This is a genomic window from Streptomyces fractus, from assembly GCF_049844455.1.
Taxonomy (GTDB): Bacteria; Actinomycetota; Actinomycetes; order Streptomycetales; family Streptomycetaceae; genus Streptomyces; species Streptomyces fractus.
The window spans coordinates 8,390,796-8,407,500 of record NZ_JBMYHI010000002.1 but is presented as its reverse complement, the minus strand read 5'-3'; the positions used below and the strand labels follow the sequence as shown (position 1 = coordinate 8,407,500).

Sequence of the window (16,705 nt, the reverse complement as noted above, 5' to 3'; positions counted from 1 at the left end):
TGTACTCAATACGTTTTGTATCACAAGGAGTGATGCGCAGTGCGCGAGTCAGAAGTGGTGCGCCAGGCAGTCACGCCGCTGGCGGCGCCGGTCTACCCGATGCGGGCGACCCGGTTCACCGACCGGGAGTACTTCAACGTCGTCTACCGCACCGATCCCCAGGCGCTGCGCGCCGTGGTGCCCGAGCCGCTGCGTTTGCCCGAACCGCTGGTGCGGTTCGAGGTGATGAAGATGGGCGACGTCGAGGGCTACGGCCCCTACCTGGAGTGCGGCCAGGCCATCGCCGTGGAGTTCGACGGGGAGTGTGGGGAGTACCTGCACGCCATGTACCTGGACAACTTCGCCGCCACGGTCGCCGGCCGGGAGCTGAGCGCCTATCCGAAGGTGACCGGCAACCCGGCGCTGGTCACCGACACCGGCGCGCTCGTCGGCACGCTCGACCACGGCGGTCAGCGGGTGGCCACCGCGACCATGCCCTACAAATGGCAGGCCCTCGACCTCGACGAGGCCCGGAAGCAGATCACTGTGCCCACCTTCGCGCTCAAGCAGGTACCCAACGTGTTCACCGGGCAGCTGCGCGCCTCGGACCTGGTCCGAACCGAGATCACCGACATCGTGATCAAGGGGGCGTGGACCGGGCCGGCCCGGCTGCAGCTGTTCGAGCACGCCATGGCTCCACTGGCCGATTTGCCCGTGTTTGAGATCATCGCTGCAAGTCACATCGTCACCGACCTCACCCTCAGCCCGGTGACCTCCGTCTACGACTACCTGCGAGACAGTGCGCAGTCCGACCACGACGCGGGCTTGCGCCAGCTGACCGAGAAGGCGGGCCGATGACCCATCCGACCCCTCAGACGCCCGCGCGACCGCCCCGCCGGCGGTCGGAGACCCGTGCCCATCTGATCGCCGCGGCCGCCGACCTGTTCGCAGAACGGGGCACCACCAATGTCAGCGTCGAGGCGATCTGCGAGCGTGCCGGGTTCACCCGCGGCGCCTTCTACTCCAACTTCAAGACCGTCGACGACGTCTTCTTCGCCCTCTATGAGCAGCGCAATGCAGAGGTCCAGCAGCAACTGGAGACCCTGGTCTTCGACGCGTCTCCTTCCGAGCGCGCCCACTACTGCGTGGAGTCCATCGTGAACGCGATGCTGCAGGCGCTGCCTGCGGACCCGCAGTGGTTCGCCGTCCGCGCCGGTTTCGCCGGGCAGGCCCAGCACCGGCCGGAGATGGCCGGTGTGCTGCGCGAGCACGCCGAGCAGTTCCGTGAGCGTTTCCAGCCCCTGCTGCTGCGCGTACTCGAACTCGCCGGCCGCCGGCCGCTGGACTGCCCGGAGACCTTCACCCGGGCCGTCATCGCCGCCAACGTCGGCGCGATCACCCAGTCCCCGTTCTACGACGAGCCCGCAGTCGTCCGCGAAGCTGCCGTCCGGGGCGTGATCCTCGGCCTGACCACCGACCAGTGAGCCCCTGCCCAGGCGGCTGATCTCGCCTGACAGAGCAGCGCGGCTTCCTGCCATCGACGAACCCGCGTGAGAACTTCAGCGAAGAGGAGAAAAGCATGACCGACTACGCAGCCCAGATCCGACGACTGAATGAGCTCGGACCGCGCTACTCCGGCAACGATGCCCACCGCACCCTGATCGAGGATGTGGCGGCCGGGCTTTCCACGCTCGGCTACACCGTCGAGCGCGACACCCACTCCTTCGAGCGATGGGACAGTGCGGGCGGCAGCAGCGCCCTCACGATCGGCCAGGAGGACATTCCCCTCTCCTCGGTCTGGCCCTACTCCGGCGAGACCGGACCCCAGGGAGCCACAGCACCACTGACACTCGTCACCGGCCTGCACAAGAACTGGAAAGCGGCCGCCGGGAAGATCGCCGTCCTCGACGTGCACAACCTCGACGTGCCCTCGAAACTCGTCTTCGACACCTGGTCCGGCGAGCTCCCCTTCGAGACCCTCACCAATCCCGTCGTCGGCTCCGAACTCGCCGGAACCGACCTGACCAAAGCCCGCGAGGCCGGCGTCGTGGGAGTCATCGGCGTCTGGAGGGGGCTCTCGGACGGCGCGGCACGAGGGCAGTACCTGCCCTTCACCCGCGACTACCAGGGCATCCCAGCCCTCTGGATCCCCGAATCCCAGCGCGACACCGTTCTCGCCGCCGCCAAACGAGGCGACACGGCGACCTTGACCCTGGACGCGACCAAGACCCCGGGCACCACGATGGACACCCTGTGGGCCGTCTCCCCCGGAACCGGACCCCAAGCCGACGAAGCCGTCCTCGTCGTCACGCACAGCGACGGCGGAAACGCCGTCGAAGAGAACGGGCACCTCGGACTCCTCGCGCTCGCCCGCGACGCGGCCGCCACCCCCCACAACAGGACCGTCGTCTTCGTCTACACCGCCGGGCACCTGCGTATCCCCGCAGTCACCGAGCACGGGCAGGCGACGACCGCGTGGCTCGACGCCCACCCCGAACTCTGGTCCCCCGACACCGAGGGCCTCACGGCCGTCGCAGGTCTGGCCATCGAGCACCTCGGCGCCAAGCACTTCCGGATCAACCCGGCCTCCGGACGCTACGAATCCGACGGCACACTCGAGCCGGAAATCCTGTACGCGACGACAAGCGAACTGGCGGAACTGACTCGCTCGACATGGAGCGGCGTCACCATCGACTCCGCAACTCCCCTGAAGCCAGGGGAGCTCATCCACTTCGGTGAAGGCGAGCCCCTCCACGACCAGCGCATTCCCGCCATCGCACTGGTCACCGGCCCCCTCTACCTCCTCGCGGAACTCGAGGGAGACCTCGTCGACATCGACACCCTCACCCGCCAGATCGATAGCTTCCGCCGCCTCCTGGCCCATCTGGTAGGACCCGCCGAAAGCTCCTCGTTCGGCACGGTCACACTGCCGACGAAAGCAAGGAAAGCCCTCGCCGGCCTCCAGACCCTCCGCTTCGTCGCAACCCAGCACTGACCCCGGAGCGCCCTCAGCTCCCCGCCAGCACGCGGGTGTCAATTCAGACACTCCCTCACGGCGGCTCGGAACGGCGGGAGTTGACCGCCAGGTGTGCGCTCAGGCCGGATGGGCTGCTGAGATGCCCGCGACAGCTATGTTGGCGATCAGGTCCAGGAAATGACTGCCCAGGGGTTCGCCAGTCATGAGCAGCCTGAAGTGGATCGGCGCGATGAACATCTCCAGCAGCGTACGGCTGTTGCGGAGGCGGGGAGTTCGCCTCGGGCCGTGGCGCGCTCCACCAGAATCCGGCACTCGTCGCAGCCGGCTGCCCGGAACTGTCATCGGATCCGTGCGGTATCACTGTCGTCGTTGTTGGCGGCCAGGGTTCGTATGCGTGCCTCGCCCAGCGGAGAGGTCCCGTAGTCGACGAGTTCCTGCCCCAGAGCGACCAGGTCCCCGCGTGCTGCTCCTGTGCCGGGAGCCTTGAGCAGCTCGGCGCGGTGTTCGATCATCGTGTCCAGGATGAGCCGTTCCCGGGTCTTCCAGCGCCGGTAGATGGACGTTTCGTGCGCTCCTGCCCGCGCTGCCACCTCGGCGATGCTCAGTCTCTCGGGGGCGGCCTCTGCAAGAAGCTCCAGGGTCGCCGTACGGACAGCCGAGCGCACTTCGATGCTGCGTCGTCCGCCTGGTACCCAGCCCGCAAGGCGGTGCTGTTCGCTCAGGCCGACGCGCCCGGGGCCGCGGTCGCTGTGCTGACGCTGTACCACTCCGTTCGGAATCAGCCGAGGCCGTGCAGGCAGTAGTCGGCCTGTTCGCCGTTCGGTGTTTCCACGATCAAGCTGTGGCCGGAGTGCTCCAACCGCCATCAATCGCCGTCTACGTTGCTGCCCTCGGTTGGTGGGCGGAGGTCGGGACTCCCCGGAGGATCTCCGTCGGCCCACCCGCACTGATCCGCCTTAGCTATTCCTACTTGCCTACTAAGTGCTCAGTAGGTATGTTCGCCAACTAGAACAGCCTGCTGAGAGCAGGGTGAGCAGGCGAGCCGCCAGACTGGAGTAAGCGATGGTGTACGCAGGCAACGGTGATACCCGCGTGTGGTGGGAAGAGCAGGGTTCGGGCGAGCCGGTGCTGCTGGCGATGGGACATGGCTTCGACTCCCGCATGTGGCATCGGGCCGTCGCGGCTCTGGCTCCGCACTACCGGACCATCGTGTTCGACAACCGGGGTGTCGGTCGAACCGAATGGCCCGGTGGCGCGCTCGGCATACCGGATCTCGCGGCGGACGCACTGGCCGTCCTGGACGCGGCCGGCGTCGAACGAGCCCATGTCTACGGGATATCCATGGGAGGAATGACGGCCCAGGAGATCGCCCTCGCCGCTCCCGAACGGGTCCACACCCTCATTCTCGGCTGTACGGGAAGCCAGACGGACGTACAGCGACCCCAGTTCTCCCGGCTGGCGGCGTTCACTATGCGCCATACGCCTCATTGGGCGAGACATCTGATGCTGCGCCGTTCCTTGTACGCACCCCGCACCGACCGCGAAGCGATTGCCGAGGACATGCGGATCATGAGGAGTACCTCGTTGGTCGGCGATGGCTTGGTGGCGCAAGACGAAGCCATTGCGATGTATCGCAACAGATCGCGCCTCGGCGACCTCGACGTCCCGACGCTGGTCCTGCATGGTGACGACGACCGCACCGTTCCTCACTCGTGGGGAGAAGAACTGGCACAACTCATCACGGGAGCCGAGTTCGTCAATCTCCCAGGTGCTCGTCACAACTACCTGGAAAGCGTCGACTGCCTTGGGAACAAGGTAGTCCTCGACTTCCTGGCCGCCCATCGAATGCAGTGCGCACAATGAACGGATCAAACCTTTCCACCCACGCACGGTAGGTATGCGGAGTCGCATAACCATCGCACTTCGGGAGAACAACGTGAGCGACTTTCCGGCTGGTTCCCTCTGGGGAATCAGCGCCCGCACCGGCTCCCTTGCAGAGTTGCAGGAAGGCAACACGGGATGAGCAATACGGCCCAAGAGCACGATGAAACGAACGCGATCGTTGAGCCAAAGCGCAAGAAGCACACCTCGCAAGAGACGCTCGAGCGAGGGCGGAAGCGTCGTGAACAGATCCTTGAGGTAGCCACAGAGCTCTTCTCCAAGAGCGGATATCGCGGTACCGGTCTGGCTGGGATCGCCGCCGAGGTGGGCGTCACCCAGGCTGGTCTGCTGCACCACTTCGGCAGTAAGGAGGCACTGCTGGAGGCTGTGATCAGGTATCGCAGCGAGCAGGACTCCCCGCTCATCGCGGAGATTATCGGTGATGGAGGCCTGGGGATGCTCGACCGGTTGTATCTCCTTGCCGAGCACAACACGCGAAGGGCCGGGTTGTCACAGCTGTTTACCGTCCTGGTGGCCGAGAACCTCGCGGCAGAGCAGCCGGCGCATGACTTCTTCATGCAGCGATACCGCGATCTGAGGGATGCGCTCCAGCGCGCCCTGCAGACCGGCCAACTCCGCGGAGAGATCCATGAGGACGCCGATTTGCCGGCGGTCAGCCGCCGCCTCATCGCATCGCTCGACGGGCTGCAGACGCAGTGGCTGCTCGATCCAGGCGCCATAGATCTGGTCCAGAGCTATCGCGAACTGGGGGAATCCCTGCGACGTGAACTGCAGACCCCAGCGGATCGGTAAGTCTCCCAAACATCATTTGACACGGTGAGCGGCGGCAGGCCGCTCGCCGAACCCGGAGGACGGCCATCATGAGCAAGCTCCTTGACGACCCGCGCATCGACCCGCGCATCAAGGCGAGCCCGGTCGGGGCGATTCCCGAGCCGCCGCGGCTCCTCGACGTCGCTTCCCGCGAGGAACTACTCGACGAGGCCAACTCCGACGCTCAGAAAGAGATGCGGGACAAGCGGCTAACCGCCTACACCGAACTGTTCGGCGAGCAGGCCGTTCCCACCGCGGGCCTGCGCGGCGAGACGCTGTCGTTCACCTCGGTGCCCGACGGGAACACGGTGCGGATCAACTACCTCCGCCCCGACACCGACGAGACGCTGCCCTGTGTGTTGCACATCCACGGCGGCGGCATGCAGAGCGGGTCGGCCTTCGACCCAGTGACCCAGGCTTGGTGCCGCACGATCGCTCATCAGGGTGTGGCGGTCGCCAGCGTCGATTTCCGCAACTGCCTTGTAGCGTCGACGTCGGAGGCGGAGGTGGCGCCGTTCCCCGCCGGGCTGAACGATTGCGTCTCCGGCCTGCGCTGGGTGATCGACAACGCCTCGGCTCTCGGCATCGACCCCGCGCGGGTGATCGTGGCCGGCGAGAGCGGCGGAGGGAACCTCACCCTCGCCACCGGCCTGCAGTTGGTCCGGGACGGCGACACCGGCCTCGTCCGCGGTCTGTACGCGATGTGCCCGTTTCTCGTCGGCGTGATCCCGGACGAACGGTTCCCCTCCACGGTCGAGAACGAAGGGATCATCATCGCCGGGCAGGGGAACCGGCCGCTCATGGCCTACGGCATCAAGGAGTGGGAGAACCGCAACCCGCTCGCCTGGCCGATCTTCGCCACCGAGGACGACGTGGCCGGCTTCCCGCCGACCGTCATCACGGTCAACGAGTGCGACCCCCTGCGTGACGAGGGCATCGCCTTCTACCGGCTTCTCCTGCGCGCCGGCCGCACGGCCCGCTGCTACCAAGCGATGGGCACCGTCCACGACACCGAGATCTTCACCATCGCCTGCCCCGACATCAGCCGCGACGCGGCGGCGAACATCGCACGCTTCGCCAAGGAGGACTGAAACGTGAGTGGGCTGCTCGGGACCAGGCAAGACGACATCGCTGCCGTGGGCATCGACGAGACGATCTTCGCCAGCGAAACACGGCTGGCATCCTGGTGCGAGCGGATCGGCGCGGCGGGCCTGCGTGGTACGGCGAGCCCGGCACACGAGCGCCTCATCTCCTGGGTCGAGGAGGAGTTGCAGGCGGTGCCAGGAATGGTCGTCAGAACCGACGAGTACTCCATCCTGGGCTGGGCGCCCTCCCCGTCTGGGGATCTGGCGAGCGCGGGCGTGCTTCGCGTTGCAGACGACCGGATCGAGATCGCCGGCGCCGTGCCCTACAGCAGGCCGGGGAGCAGCAGCGGTGAACTCGTTCACCTGGAGCGAGCACAGGACATCGGGCCGGCCTGTGCCGGGAAGATCGTCCTGCGCGACTTTCCCGACCTGAGCATGCCCTACGACCAGCTGCTCCGACCCGCCCTGCACGTCAGCCCGGACATGGAGTCGCTGCGACACCAGGCGTGGGATCGCCCCGGCTTCGCCGACACGATCCTGCACAACGACCTGCTGGCCGCCGGGCAGGCGGGCGCCGCCGGCGTCATCTTCGCGTTCGACCTGCCTCGAGAGCAGGTCTCCGGCTACTTCGAGCCGCACAAGGGAACGCACTACCGGGTACCCGCGGCGTTCGTCGGGGTGAGAGAGCGCGACCGGCTGCTTGCCATGACCGGGGCGACGGCCCACCTCGCAGTGTCGGCGGACGTCGGACCGGCACGGACGCGGAACGTGTTCGGCACGCTGCCGGGCCGCAGCAAGGAACGAATCGTCCTGGTCACGCACACGGACGGCAACACCTGGGTGCAGGACAACGGCATCGCGGCTCTCCTCGCTCTGGCCCGATACTTCGCCGAGCGCCCGCTGGAGCGCACGCTCGAATTCTCGTTCACCTCGGCTCACCTGCACATCTCGCGAGAAGGGGCGCTCCGGTACGCCAAGCGCCTGGACGCTGAGTACGACGAGGGCACCGTAGCCTTCGCCTTCCCCATCGAGCACTTGGGTGCACGAGAGCTGGTCCCGGTGCTGGCTCCGGACGGTATGCCTGGACGGGAACTCGCTTTCACCGGTCATGCCGAACCAGTCCTGTGGGCGGCCGGGCCGAGCGAACCGATCCGCGCCGCGGTCTCGAAAGCAGTGGCACACCGTCGGCTGGAGCGCGTCATCATGACACCCGGCTTGGGAACGCCGGTGCCGGGCCGAGTGCCGGCGATGTTGTCGTTCGGCGGGCTGGGCACGTACTTCAACCAGCAGCTGATTCCCACGACTTCCATCCTCAGTGCACCCTGGTCACTGTGGGCACCACACTTCGGCAGCAGCGCTGTTGACATCGCGCTCCTGCGAAGGCAGAGCCTCGCTTGCGGCGACGTCGTGGCGGCATTGGACAAGGTGCCCAGGACAGAACTCTCCGGCGATTATCTCGCCGACCGTTCAGCCAGGGCAGCCGGCGCGCCCATCGGTGTCGACATGGAGCCTCCGGAAGTCGCCTGAAACCCCCGGTACTCGGCCTGTTCGCCGAGTGCGTCAAGAAACCTCATCTCCTTCCACGGCCTCGATCACTAGGCCGTGACTTCCGATACCGCCAGACCCGGACCACACAGGCGCGCCTGCGTGCGGATTGCGGGCTCGCGCCGGAGCGCGCGCACCATGCGGCGCACGGCCTCATTCCCCGCTCGGTGGCTTCGCGTCTGATGGTGCCGACGAACCGTTCGAACCCGGAGGCTTTTATGTCCAATCTGGCGGAATACCTGGTACGGACCGCACGTCGGCAGCCCGAGCGACCCGCCCTGCGGCTGGGCCCCAAGACCGTCGACTACGCCGAGTTGGACGAGCTGTCCGCACGCGCCGCCGCGATGCTGCGCGCCGAAGGCGTCCGCATCGGCGACCGGATCGCCCTGACGCTGCCGAACGTGCCCGAGTTTGTCGTGCTGTACTACGGCATCCTGCGCGCCGGCGCCGTCGTCGTACCCATGAACCCGCTGCTCAAGGCTCGGGAGACGGAGTACCACCTGCGTGATTCCGGTGCCGTGCTCCTCTTCGAATGGCACCTCGCCCCCGGTGAGGGTGCCCAGGGCGCGGTGGCCGCGGGGGTGCGGCTCCTGTCCGTCGAGCCGGATGCCTTCGGCTCGCTCCTGGCCGGCCACGTGCCGCAACCCGAAGTCGCCACCGTGTCGGAGGACGACGTGGCGGTGCTGCAGTACACCTCGGGGACTTCCGGCCGCCCCAAGGGCGCCGCACTCACCCACGCCGGCCTGCGCCACAACACCGAGACCACCGTCGCCCACGTGGAACAGCTGACCCCCGACGACGTCGTAGTCGGCTGCCTGCCGCTCTTCCACATCTTCGGCCAGACCTGCGCCATGAACGCCGCCGTGCACGGCGGGGCCACGCTGGTGCTGGTCCCGCGGTTCGACCCGCAGACCGTCCTCGACACGATCGCCCGCGACCGGGCCACCGTCTTCGAAGGCGTCCCCACCATGTACGCGGCGCTGCTCGGGCATCCTGGCGCGGAGCGGGCCGACACCTCCAGCCTGCGCATGTGCTTGTCCGGCGGTGCCGCCCTGCCGGTCGAACTCCTGCATTCATTCGAGCACACCTTCGGCTGCGTGATCCTCGAGGGCTATGGCCTGTCCGAGACCAGTCCGGTGGTCTCCTTCAACCACCCCGACCGCCCGCGCAAGCCCGGCTCCATCGGCACCCCCGTCCGCGACGTCGAGGTACGGCTGCTCGACGAGAGCGGCAACGACGTCGCCCCGGGCGAGGTCGGTGAACTCGTCGTCCGCGGACCCATCCTCATGAAGGGCTACTGGAACCGCCCCGAGGACACCGCCGAGGCCATCCCCAGCGGCTGGCTGCGCACGGGCGACCTCGCCCGTCAGGACGACGACGGCTACCTCTACGTCGTCGACCGCAAGAAGGACCTCATCATCCGGGGCGGCTACAACGTCTATCCGCGCGAGATCGAGGAGGTCCTCCACGAGCACCCCGCCGTCGCCCTCGCCGCCGTCCTCGGCGTGCCCGACGAACGACTCGGCGAGGAAGTCGCCGCGGCAGTCGTCCTTCGTCCGGGGGCACTGGCGACCGCCGAGGAGCTCCGTGAGTTCACCAAGCAGCATGTGGCCGCCTACAAGTACCCCCGCCACGTCTGGCTGATGGACGCCCTGCCGATGGGCCCCAGCGGCAAGATCCTCAAGCGCCGGATCACCGCGCCGGCCCCCTGACCGTTGTGACTGGTGAGCGGTGAACCCGCCTCGCCGCCGTTTCCGAGCGACGACGTTGTGGATGGCCACCGCTTCGGTGTCGATCAGGCCCGCGCCAAGCCGACCACGAGCGAGTCGACCCGCACCGGTCGACACGCCTCCGGCTTCATCACCGCCGACCGTGCCACTTTCCGCCACACCCCCGAGCGCGGGATCGAGCCTGTCCAGCAGCGGGTTCTCCGCAACACCCGGCTGGCTCTGAACGAGTTTTCTGACCCCAGTGAACGATCAACCGGCGCTGCGGTCGCCCACCCGCGCGACCACCTTCAGCGCCCGTTCGCCTGCCACCCCACCACACGTGCCGCACATCTCCGCCACCGCATCCGCGCACCCTGGCGCGCCGTAAAGATCCGGAGCCGACCATGACCGAACCGACGCTTGACGACCCGACGAGATCCGCATCCGCCGAAGAAGCGGCCGCCCCGTCCCGCCAACGCGGACTGATGGCCCTGCTGGCGCTCGCCAACGTCTCGATGTTCGCCCTCTACCTGGGTGTGGGAGGCGTGCTGATCCCGACCCAGATCGCCCAGCTCGACCCGGCGCACAAGGTCGCCACGCTGGGACTGGTCGGCGGAATCGGTGCCGTGTTCGCCACCGTCTTCAACCCGATCGCAGGTGCCCTGTCCGACCGGTCCGGCCGCCGCGGTCCCTGGATTGTGGGCGGGGCCCTCGCCTCGCTGGGCGTGATGGCCCTCCTCGGAAGTGTCGACACCGTGCTGCTGGTGGCCATCGGGTGGTGCCTGGGCCAGGCGACCATGAACGTATACCAGGCCGCGACCACCGCCATCGTGCCCGACCGGATCGCCCCGGCCCGGCGTGGCGCGGCCTCCGCGATGGTCGGCCTCGGCCTCCCGGTCGGCGGCACGCTTGGCGTGATGATCGCCTCGGCGACGGTCGGCACGCCTCGCACCGGCTACCTGGCGCTCGGCGCGATCGTCGCCGTGGCCGCTGCCCTGCTGACCGTGCTCGGCCGCGAGCCGCGCCGCACCGCGCTGCCGGCGGTGCCGCTGCGCGAGCAGATCGCGACGTTCTTGTCCGCGCTCGCCAACCACGACTTCCGATGGGCCTTCATCGGACGCGCCCTGCTGGTGCTCGGCTGGTTCTCCGTCTTCAGCTACCAGCTCTACATCCTGGCCGACCACACCGAGCTGCCAGCCGGTCTGACGCCACCCGCCGCGATGGCGATCCTCACGCCGGTGTCCATGGCGGCCATGGCCGTGTCCACCGTCATCGGCGGGGTGCTCTCGGACCGCTGGAACCGGCGGAAGCTCTTCGTCGGCGCCGCGGCCGCGCTCTCCGGCGTCGTGATGATCGTCCCGGTGGTCAGCCCCACCTGGGACGGGATGCTCGTGTTCAGCGCGCTGAACGGCCTGGCGTTCGGATGCTTCATGGCCGTCGACACCGCACTCGTCACCCTCGTCCTGCCCAAGTCCGCGGACGCGGCCCGCGACATGGGCGTCATCAACATCGCCAGCGCCGGCCCCCAGATCGTCGCACCCTTCGTCGCCTCCGCGGTCATCGCCAACCTCGGCGGCTACCCCGGCCTGTTCCTGGTCGGCGGCGCGCTGTCGGTGCTCGGCGCTCTCGCCATCGTTCCGATCCGCAGCGTTCGCTGACCACCACGGGCGCGCTCACGCGCCCCACGCCCGCCGGGAATTGAGACCCGGCAGACGGGGCTTGAGCGGCTCTCCAAGTCGCCGCGGCAGTCGTCGTTCGTCCGGGGCACTGGCGACCGCCGAGGAGCTCCGCGAGTTCACCAAGCGGCATGCGGTCGCTCACCTTTACCTGCTGGTACGTCGACTGGCTGCACAGGGCGGAGCTCACCGCGCACCAACCATCCACGACCGCCTGACGCCTGACGGCGGGCACTTCGGGTGTACGGCGCTGCGCCGTCGACAGGCTGAGCTTTGTAGTTGGCCGCACGTGCCAACTACAAAGCTCAGTCACACCTACCCTAGGAGCCGGGACATGCCGTGGAGACATGTCCCGACTTCGTGCCGTCACCCCCTGACGTTACGCGCCTCAACGCCCGACCCTTCATGGCTACGGACGCCCCCGCTGCCCGCCAAGTCCCACGCCCGCCCGACCCACCGTCCCCGCACGGCCCCCGAGAGCGCCCAAGGGGCTCCGATGTCCTCCACCCCGCAGACAAAGGCTCACCGCCCCGCACCGACGAGCGCCCAACGTCCCCCGATGTCCACCCACAGTTCCCCACCGCGTTCAACATCTCGCGACATCCTGCACCGAGATCCGCCACCCGCCAGTCAAGGGGACACGCTCCCCGAGTTATGGGGTCGTCAATTCGCCGACCCCATAACCGAATTCCAGCTATGGGGACACCCTCCGCCCCCATAACCCAGGTAAAGCGATGTGACCTGCACAACATCGTCAACCTATGGCTGCGACAGGGACACGAACGGGCCCCACGAAAGGAGCCGAAACGGGCGCCGCATTGACGCGACGCCCCCTTGACCACCCACATGGGAGGAAGAGCGCTCCCAACCTCCCCTGGACGCAAGAAAGGGGCCGTTCGAAAACGGCCCCTCACTTGCGACGTTCGATTCTTCGAACTGTCGGGACGACAGGATTTGAACCTGCGACCCCTTGACCCCCAGTCAAGTGCGCTACCAAGCTGCGCCACGTCCCGATGTCCACTGCCCCGGCCCGGTGTTTTCCGGCCCTCCGGCGGCGACAAGAAGAACAATACCCCAAGCTCAGGGGTGGTTTGAAACCGGATCTGCGGGCTCGCGGGCGGCTGCGCGAGAATCGGGAGATGAGCACTTCGCGCAATGGTGAACGGGACCGTGACCAGGAGGGACGGGCACGTAATGCCAGGCCCCGGGACGGGCTCGGGCGGCCGCTCCCCTACGGCACGCCCGGTGTCGAGCGGCAGCCGGAAGGGGTCGTGCGGACCGCCGCGCAGAGCGTCGCGGAGGCGCAGGCGTTGCTGAATGCCGGGCGGCCGTTCCATGCGCACGAGGTGTTCGAGGACGCGTGGAAATCGGGGCCGGATAGTGAGCGCGGGCTGTGGCGGGCCCTCGCGCAGACCGCGGTGGGCCTGACGCACGCCGCGCGCGGCAACGCAACAGGCGGCGCCCGGCTGCTGCGCCGGGGCGCGGAGGGCATCGCGGCGTGGCAGGGCGTTGCCCCGGCCGGGCTCGACACGGCGGGGCTGGTGCGGTGGGCGCAAGGTCTGGCCGATGAGGTGGAGCACGGCGACGGACCCGTGGATGCCGCCTCCGCCGCGCCGCGCCTGAACTGACGCGGGGGCGCCCGGCGCGCGGGACCAAGTCCGAGGCGACGCCCGGCGCACAAGGCCCGTCCGAGGCGGTGGCCGCGCGCGGGCCCCGTCCGAGGCGACACCCGGCACATGCGGCCCGTCCAGGGCAACGCAACCCCGCCCAAGGCCACGCCCCGCGCACACAATCCCGCCCGAAGCGACACCCACCGCCCGCGACACCGACCGAAGCGACACCCGCCGCCCGCGCCCCCGTCCAAGGCGACGCCCGGCACATGCGACCCCGCCCAAGGCGACGCCCGGCACATGCTGCCCCGTCCAGGGCGACGCGACCCCGTCCGAGACCACACCCCGCGCACGCGCCCCGCCCGAGGCGACGCCCACCGCACGCACCCCCTCCCGCAGCGAATCGCGCATGTCACCAGTCCGGCCCCCACCCACATGCGCCGCCGCAGGCCCGATGTGACGCTGCGAGGGTGACGACCATCGAAGAAGCAGCCCCGCCGCCGGCCGCCGAGACGGCTCCACCGGTACTCGACAGACGCCGCCGCAATATCGTCTTCGGGACGATCATGCTCGGCATGCTGCTGGCCGCCCTGGACCAGACGATCGTCGGCACGGCGCTTCCGACGATCGTCTCGGAACTGGGCGGCGCGGCGCACATGTCGTGGGTGGTGACGGCGTATCTGCTCGCGGAGACCGTCGCCACGGTCCTCGTCGGCAAGTTCGGCGACATGTTCGGGCGCAAGATCGTCTTCCAGGTCTCGGCGATCATCTTCATCACCGGCTCGTTCCTGTGCGGCCTGGCCACGAACATGTCGCTGCTCATCATCTGGCGGGCGCTGCAGGGCGTCGGCGCCGGCGGGCTGATGGTGACGGCGATGGCGCTGATCGCCGACGTGATCCCGCTGCGCGAGCGTGGCAAGTACCAGGGCGCGATCGGCGCCGTGTTCGGTGTCTCGACGGTCATCGGGCCGCTGCTCGGCGGCCTGTTCACGGACCACCTGAGCTGGCGCTGGGCGTTCTACGTCAACGTTCCCATCGCGATCCTCGTCGTGATCGCCGCCGCCCGGAACATCCCCGTGGTGAAGTCGGCGGCGAAACCGATCATCGACTATCTCGGCATCGCGCTCGTCGCCGTCGGCGCGAGCGCCCTGATCCTGGCGACCAGTTGGGGCGGCAACGAGTACGCGTGGGGCTCGGGCGTCATCATCGGTCTCTTCGTCGGCGGCGTCGTCGCGCTCGGCCTCTTCTGCTGGGCGGAGACGCGGGCGAAGGAACCGACGCTGCCGATGCATCTGTTCCGCAACCCGGTGTTCACGGTCTGCTCGATCCTCAGTTTCATCGTGGGCTTCGCGATGCTCGGCGCGATGACGTTCCTGCCGACGTATCTGCAGTACGTGGACGGGGACTCGGCGACCATCTCGGGTGTACGCACGTTGCCGATGGTGATCGGTCTGTTGATCGCGTCCATCTTCTCCGGCAATGTGGTCAGCAAGACCGGGAAGTACCGGATCTTCCCGATCGTGGGCGCCCTGGTGATGGCGCTGGGCCTGTATCTGCTGTCCCTGATGGACAGTTCGACCAGTGCGTGGCTCGAGTCCTTGTACATGTTCGTCCTGGGGCTCGGTATCGGTCTGTGCATGCAGGTGTTGACGATCGCCGTGCAGAACACTGTCGAGTACGCGGAGTTGGGCACCGCGACCTCCGGTGTCACGTTCTTCCGCACGCTGGGCAGCTCGTTCGGCACCGCTGTGTTCGGCACGATCTACGCCAACAGCCTGGAGCCGAACCTGAAGCAGGGCGTGACGGAGGCTGCGCAGGCCGGGACCGGGATCGCGCCGCAGGTCCTGGCCAAGGCCGCACAGAGCCCGCAGGGGCTGCACGGCCTGCCGGACGCGGCGCGCGAGCCGATCGTCAACGGGTACGCGGATTCGCTGCACACGGTGTTCCTGTGCACGGTGCCGGTGGCGCTCATCGGGTTCCTGGTGGCGCTGTTCCTCAAGCAGGTGCAGTTGCGCGACACCGCGCGCGCGGGTTCCGCCGACATGGGCGAGGGCTTCGCGCAGCCGTCGTCCGGCGACTCCTCGCATGTGCTGGAGCGGGCCGTGGCGAACCTGGTGAAGGAGACCAACCTGAACACCGCGCGGCAGATCCTGGAGTCGTCCGAGACGCGGCTCGACATCGCGGGCGCGTGGGCCGTGATGCAGGTGGACTTCTTCACGCGGATGGTCGGGCACGCGACCCTCGGCATGATCGCGGCGCGCCGCAGGGTGCCGCCGGAGGTGCTGGTGCCGGTGTTCCAGCGGATGGTCGACGAGGGCTATCTGACGCGTACGGGCTCGTTCTTCTCGCACACCGAGGCGGGGCACCGGGAGTCCATGGTCATCAACCGCGCGTGGGGCGACTGGCTGAGCGAGAAGGTCGAGGCCGACGTCGGCCGTCCCGCGGACGGGGAGCTGCGGGTGGCGGTCGACTCGATCGCGAAGCGGCTGCTCGCCGAGGACATGGCGCAGGGGCTGACGAGCCAGTCGGGTTCGGAGCGGGCGCTCGTGCCCATGTAGGGCCCCAGTAGGACGCCCCAGCAGGACGTGGCGGCCTTCAGTTCAGCAGGAGTTGGAGGCCGCCGAGGACCGTCGCCGCGATGACGAGTTGCTCGAAGAGCCGTTGGTTGATCCGGTTCACACAGGCCCGGCCGATCACCGCGCCCGGGATGACGAAGGCGGCGAGCGCGGCGTCCAGGAGCAGCGAGCGGCCGTCGATGAGGCCGAGGCCCACGCTGAACGGAACCTTCGCGGAGTTCACGATGAGGAAGAACCACGCGGAGGTGCCCAGGAAGCCGAGCTTCTTGAAGCCCGCCGACAGCAGGTACATGGACATCACGGGGCCGCCCGCGTTCGCGACCATGGTGGTGAAGCCGCCGAGCACCCCGTACGAGCCCGCCTTGACGCGGGCCGCGCGGTTCGGCGTCGACTCGGCCTCGGGGGCAGCGGCCTGCTTGCGGCGCCAGAGGGTCACGCCGGCCATGACGAGCAGGATCACGCCGATCGACATCCGTACGGCCCCGTCCCCCGCGAAGCCGAGGAAGACGGTGCCGAGGACCACGCCCGCGCCGACGGCGGGGAACAGGCGCCACAGGGTGGGCCAGTGGGCGTGCCGCCTATAGGTGAGCACGGCGAGGATGTCGCCGCAGATCAGGATGGGGAGCAGCACCCCGGTGGAGGCGCGCGCGGGCAGGATCGCGGCGAACACCGCGAGGCTGACCGTATTGGCGCCGCTGACGGCCGTCTTGGAGAACCCCACCACCATGGCCGCGGCGGCCAGGGCGGAGAACTCCCAGGGGGTTATCCCGAATATGTCGTGCATGGCGAGAACAGATGCTAATCCCAACCATCTGTTCGACGTCAGGGGCGTCACA

14 protein-coding genes and 1 tRNA gene are annotated in these 16,705 nt (G+C 68.3%); 12 read left to right on the top strand and 3 right to left on the bottom strand.

What is annotated here, in order from left to right; genetic code table 11:
* Positions 1 to 39: 39 nt before the first annotated feature.
* From ACP4E5_RS40245 to ACP4E5_RS40235, 3 genes are all read left to right on the top strand, one after another.
* Positions 40 to 837, top strand: a complete 798-nt coding sequence (locus ACP4E5_RS40245; RefSeq protein ID WP_425838294.1) for an acetoacetate decarboxylase — start codon at positions 40 to 42, stop codon at positions 835 to 837.
* Positions 834 to 1,463: a TetR/AcrR family transcriptional regulator gene (locus ACP4E5_RS40240; RefSeq protein WP_425838291.1), complete on the top strand. Its 630-nt coding sequence runs from the start codon at positions 834 to 836 to the stop codon at positions 1,461 to 1,463. Before ACP4E5_RS40245 ends, ACP4E5_RS40240 begins: the two co-directional genes overlap by 4 nt.
* A gap of 95 nt (positions 1,464 to 1,558) precedes the next feature.
* Entirely contained in the window at positions 1,559 to 2,974 is a 1,416-nt protein-coding gene (locus ACP4E5_RS40235; protein ID WP_425838289.1) for a hypothetical protein, read from the top strand.
* A 320-nt stretch (positions 2,975 to 3,294) separates the two neighbouring features.
* Here ACP4E5_RS40235 and ACP4E5_RS40230 read toward each other — a convergent pair whose 3' ends face one another.
* Complete coding sequence (locus ACP4E5_RS40230) at positions 3,295 to 3,822, bottom strand: TetR/AcrR family transcriptional regulator (RefSeq protein ID WP_425838286.1); 528 nt, start codon at positions 3,820 to 3,822, stop codon at positions 3,295 to 3,297.
* Between the two features lie 196 nt (positions 3,823 to 4,018).
* On the opposite strand from ACP4E5_RS40230, the gene ACP4E5_RS40225 reads away from it, so the two are divergent.
* The 7 genes from ACP4E5_RS40225 (at position 4,019) to ACP4E5_RS40195 (ending at position 11,665) form a co-directional block, all read left to right on the top strand.
* Positions 4,019 to 4,819: an alpha/beta fold hydrolase gene (locus ACP4E5_RS40225; protein ID WP_425838283.1), complete on the top strand. Its 801-nt coding sequence runs from the start codon at positions 4,019 to 4,021 to the stop codon at positions 4,817 to 4,819.
* Between the two features lie 156 nt (positions 4,820 to 4,975).
* Positions 4,976 to 5,650 carry a TetR/AcrR family transcriptional regulator gene (locus ACP4E5_RS40220; RefSeq protein ID WP_425838281.1) on the top strand — a complete coding sequence of 225 codons (675 nt, stop codon included), beginning with the start codon at positions 4,976 to 4,978 and terminating at the stop codon, positions 5,648 to 5,650.
* A gap of 68 nt (positions 5,651 to 5,718) precedes the next feature.
* Positions 5,719 to 6,759 (top strand): alpha/beta hydrolase, encoded by a 1,041-nt coding sequence (locus ACP4E5_RS40215; protein ID WP_425838278.1) that lies wholly within the window; start codon positions 5,719 to 5,721, stop codon positions 6,757 to 6,759.
* A 3-nt stretch (positions 6,760 to 6,762) separates the two neighbouring features.
* On the top strand, positions 6,763 to 8,280 hold the full coding sequence (locus ACP4E5_RS40210) for a hypothetical protein (RefSeq protein ID WP_425838275.1): 1,518 nt from the start codon (positions 6,763 to 6,765) through the stop codon (positions 8,278 to 8,280).
* Between the two features lie 236 nt (positions 8,281 to 8,516).
* Complete coding sequence (locus ACP4E5_RS40205) at positions 8,517 to 10,010, top strand: long-chain-fatty-acid--CoA ligase (RefSeq protein ID WP_425838272.1); 1,494 nt, start codon at positions 8,517 to 8,519, stop codon at positions 10,008 to 10,010.
* Between the two features lie 12 nt (positions 10,011 to 10,022).
* Positions 10,023 to 10,415 carry a hypothetical protein gene (locus ACP4E5_RS40200; RefSeq protein ID WP_425838269.1) on the top strand — a complete coding sequence of 131 codons (393 nt, stop codon included), beginning with the start codon at positions 10,023 to 10,025 and terminating at the stop codon, positions 10,413 to 10,415.
* Positions 10,412 to 11,665, top strand: coding sequence for an MFS transporter (locus ACP4E5_RS40195; protein ID WP_425838266.1), 1,254 nt, complete (start codon positions 10,412 to 10,414; stop codon positions 11,663 to 11,665). Before ACP4E5_RS40200 ends, ACP4E5_RS40195 begins: the two co-directional genes overlap by 4 nt.
* Positions 11,666 to 12,622: 957 nt before the next feature.
* Here ACP4E5_RS40195 and ACP4E5_RS40190 read toward each other — a convergent pair.
* Positions 12,623 to 12,696: transfer RNA gene (locus ACP4E5_RS40190), tRNA-Pro, on the bottom strand.
* 126 nt (positions 12,697 to 12,822) lie between these two features.
* On the opposite strand from ACP4E5_RS40190, the gene ACP4E5_RS40185 reads away from it, so the two are divergent.
* Positions 12,823 to 13,311, top strand: coding sequence for a DUF309 domain-containing protein (locus ACP4E5_RS40185; RefSeq protein WP_425838263.1), 489 nt, complete (start codon positions 12,823 to 12,825; stop codon positions 13,309 to 13,311).
* Positions 13,312 to 13,763: 452 nt separating this feature from the next.
* Complete coding sequence (locus tag ACP4E5_RS40180) at positions 13,764 to 15,851, top strand: MDR family MFS transporter (RefSeq protein ID WP_425838260.1); 2,088 nt, start codon at positions 13,764 to 13,766, stop codon at positions 15,849 to 15,851.
* A gap of 37 nt (positions 15,852 to 15,888) precedes the next feature.
* Here the strand turns inward: ACP4E5_RS40180 and ACP4E5_RS40175 are convergent, their stop codons facing one another.
* The gene (locus ACP4E5_RS40175; protein WP_425838257.1) at positions 15,889 to 16,653 is read right to left on the bottom strand and encodes a sulfite exporter TauE/SafE family protein; all 765 of its coding nucleotides are present in this window, start codon (positions 16,651 to 16,653) and stop codon (positions 15,889 to 15,891) included.
* Between the last annotated feature and the right edge of the window lie 52 nt (positions 16,654 to 16,705).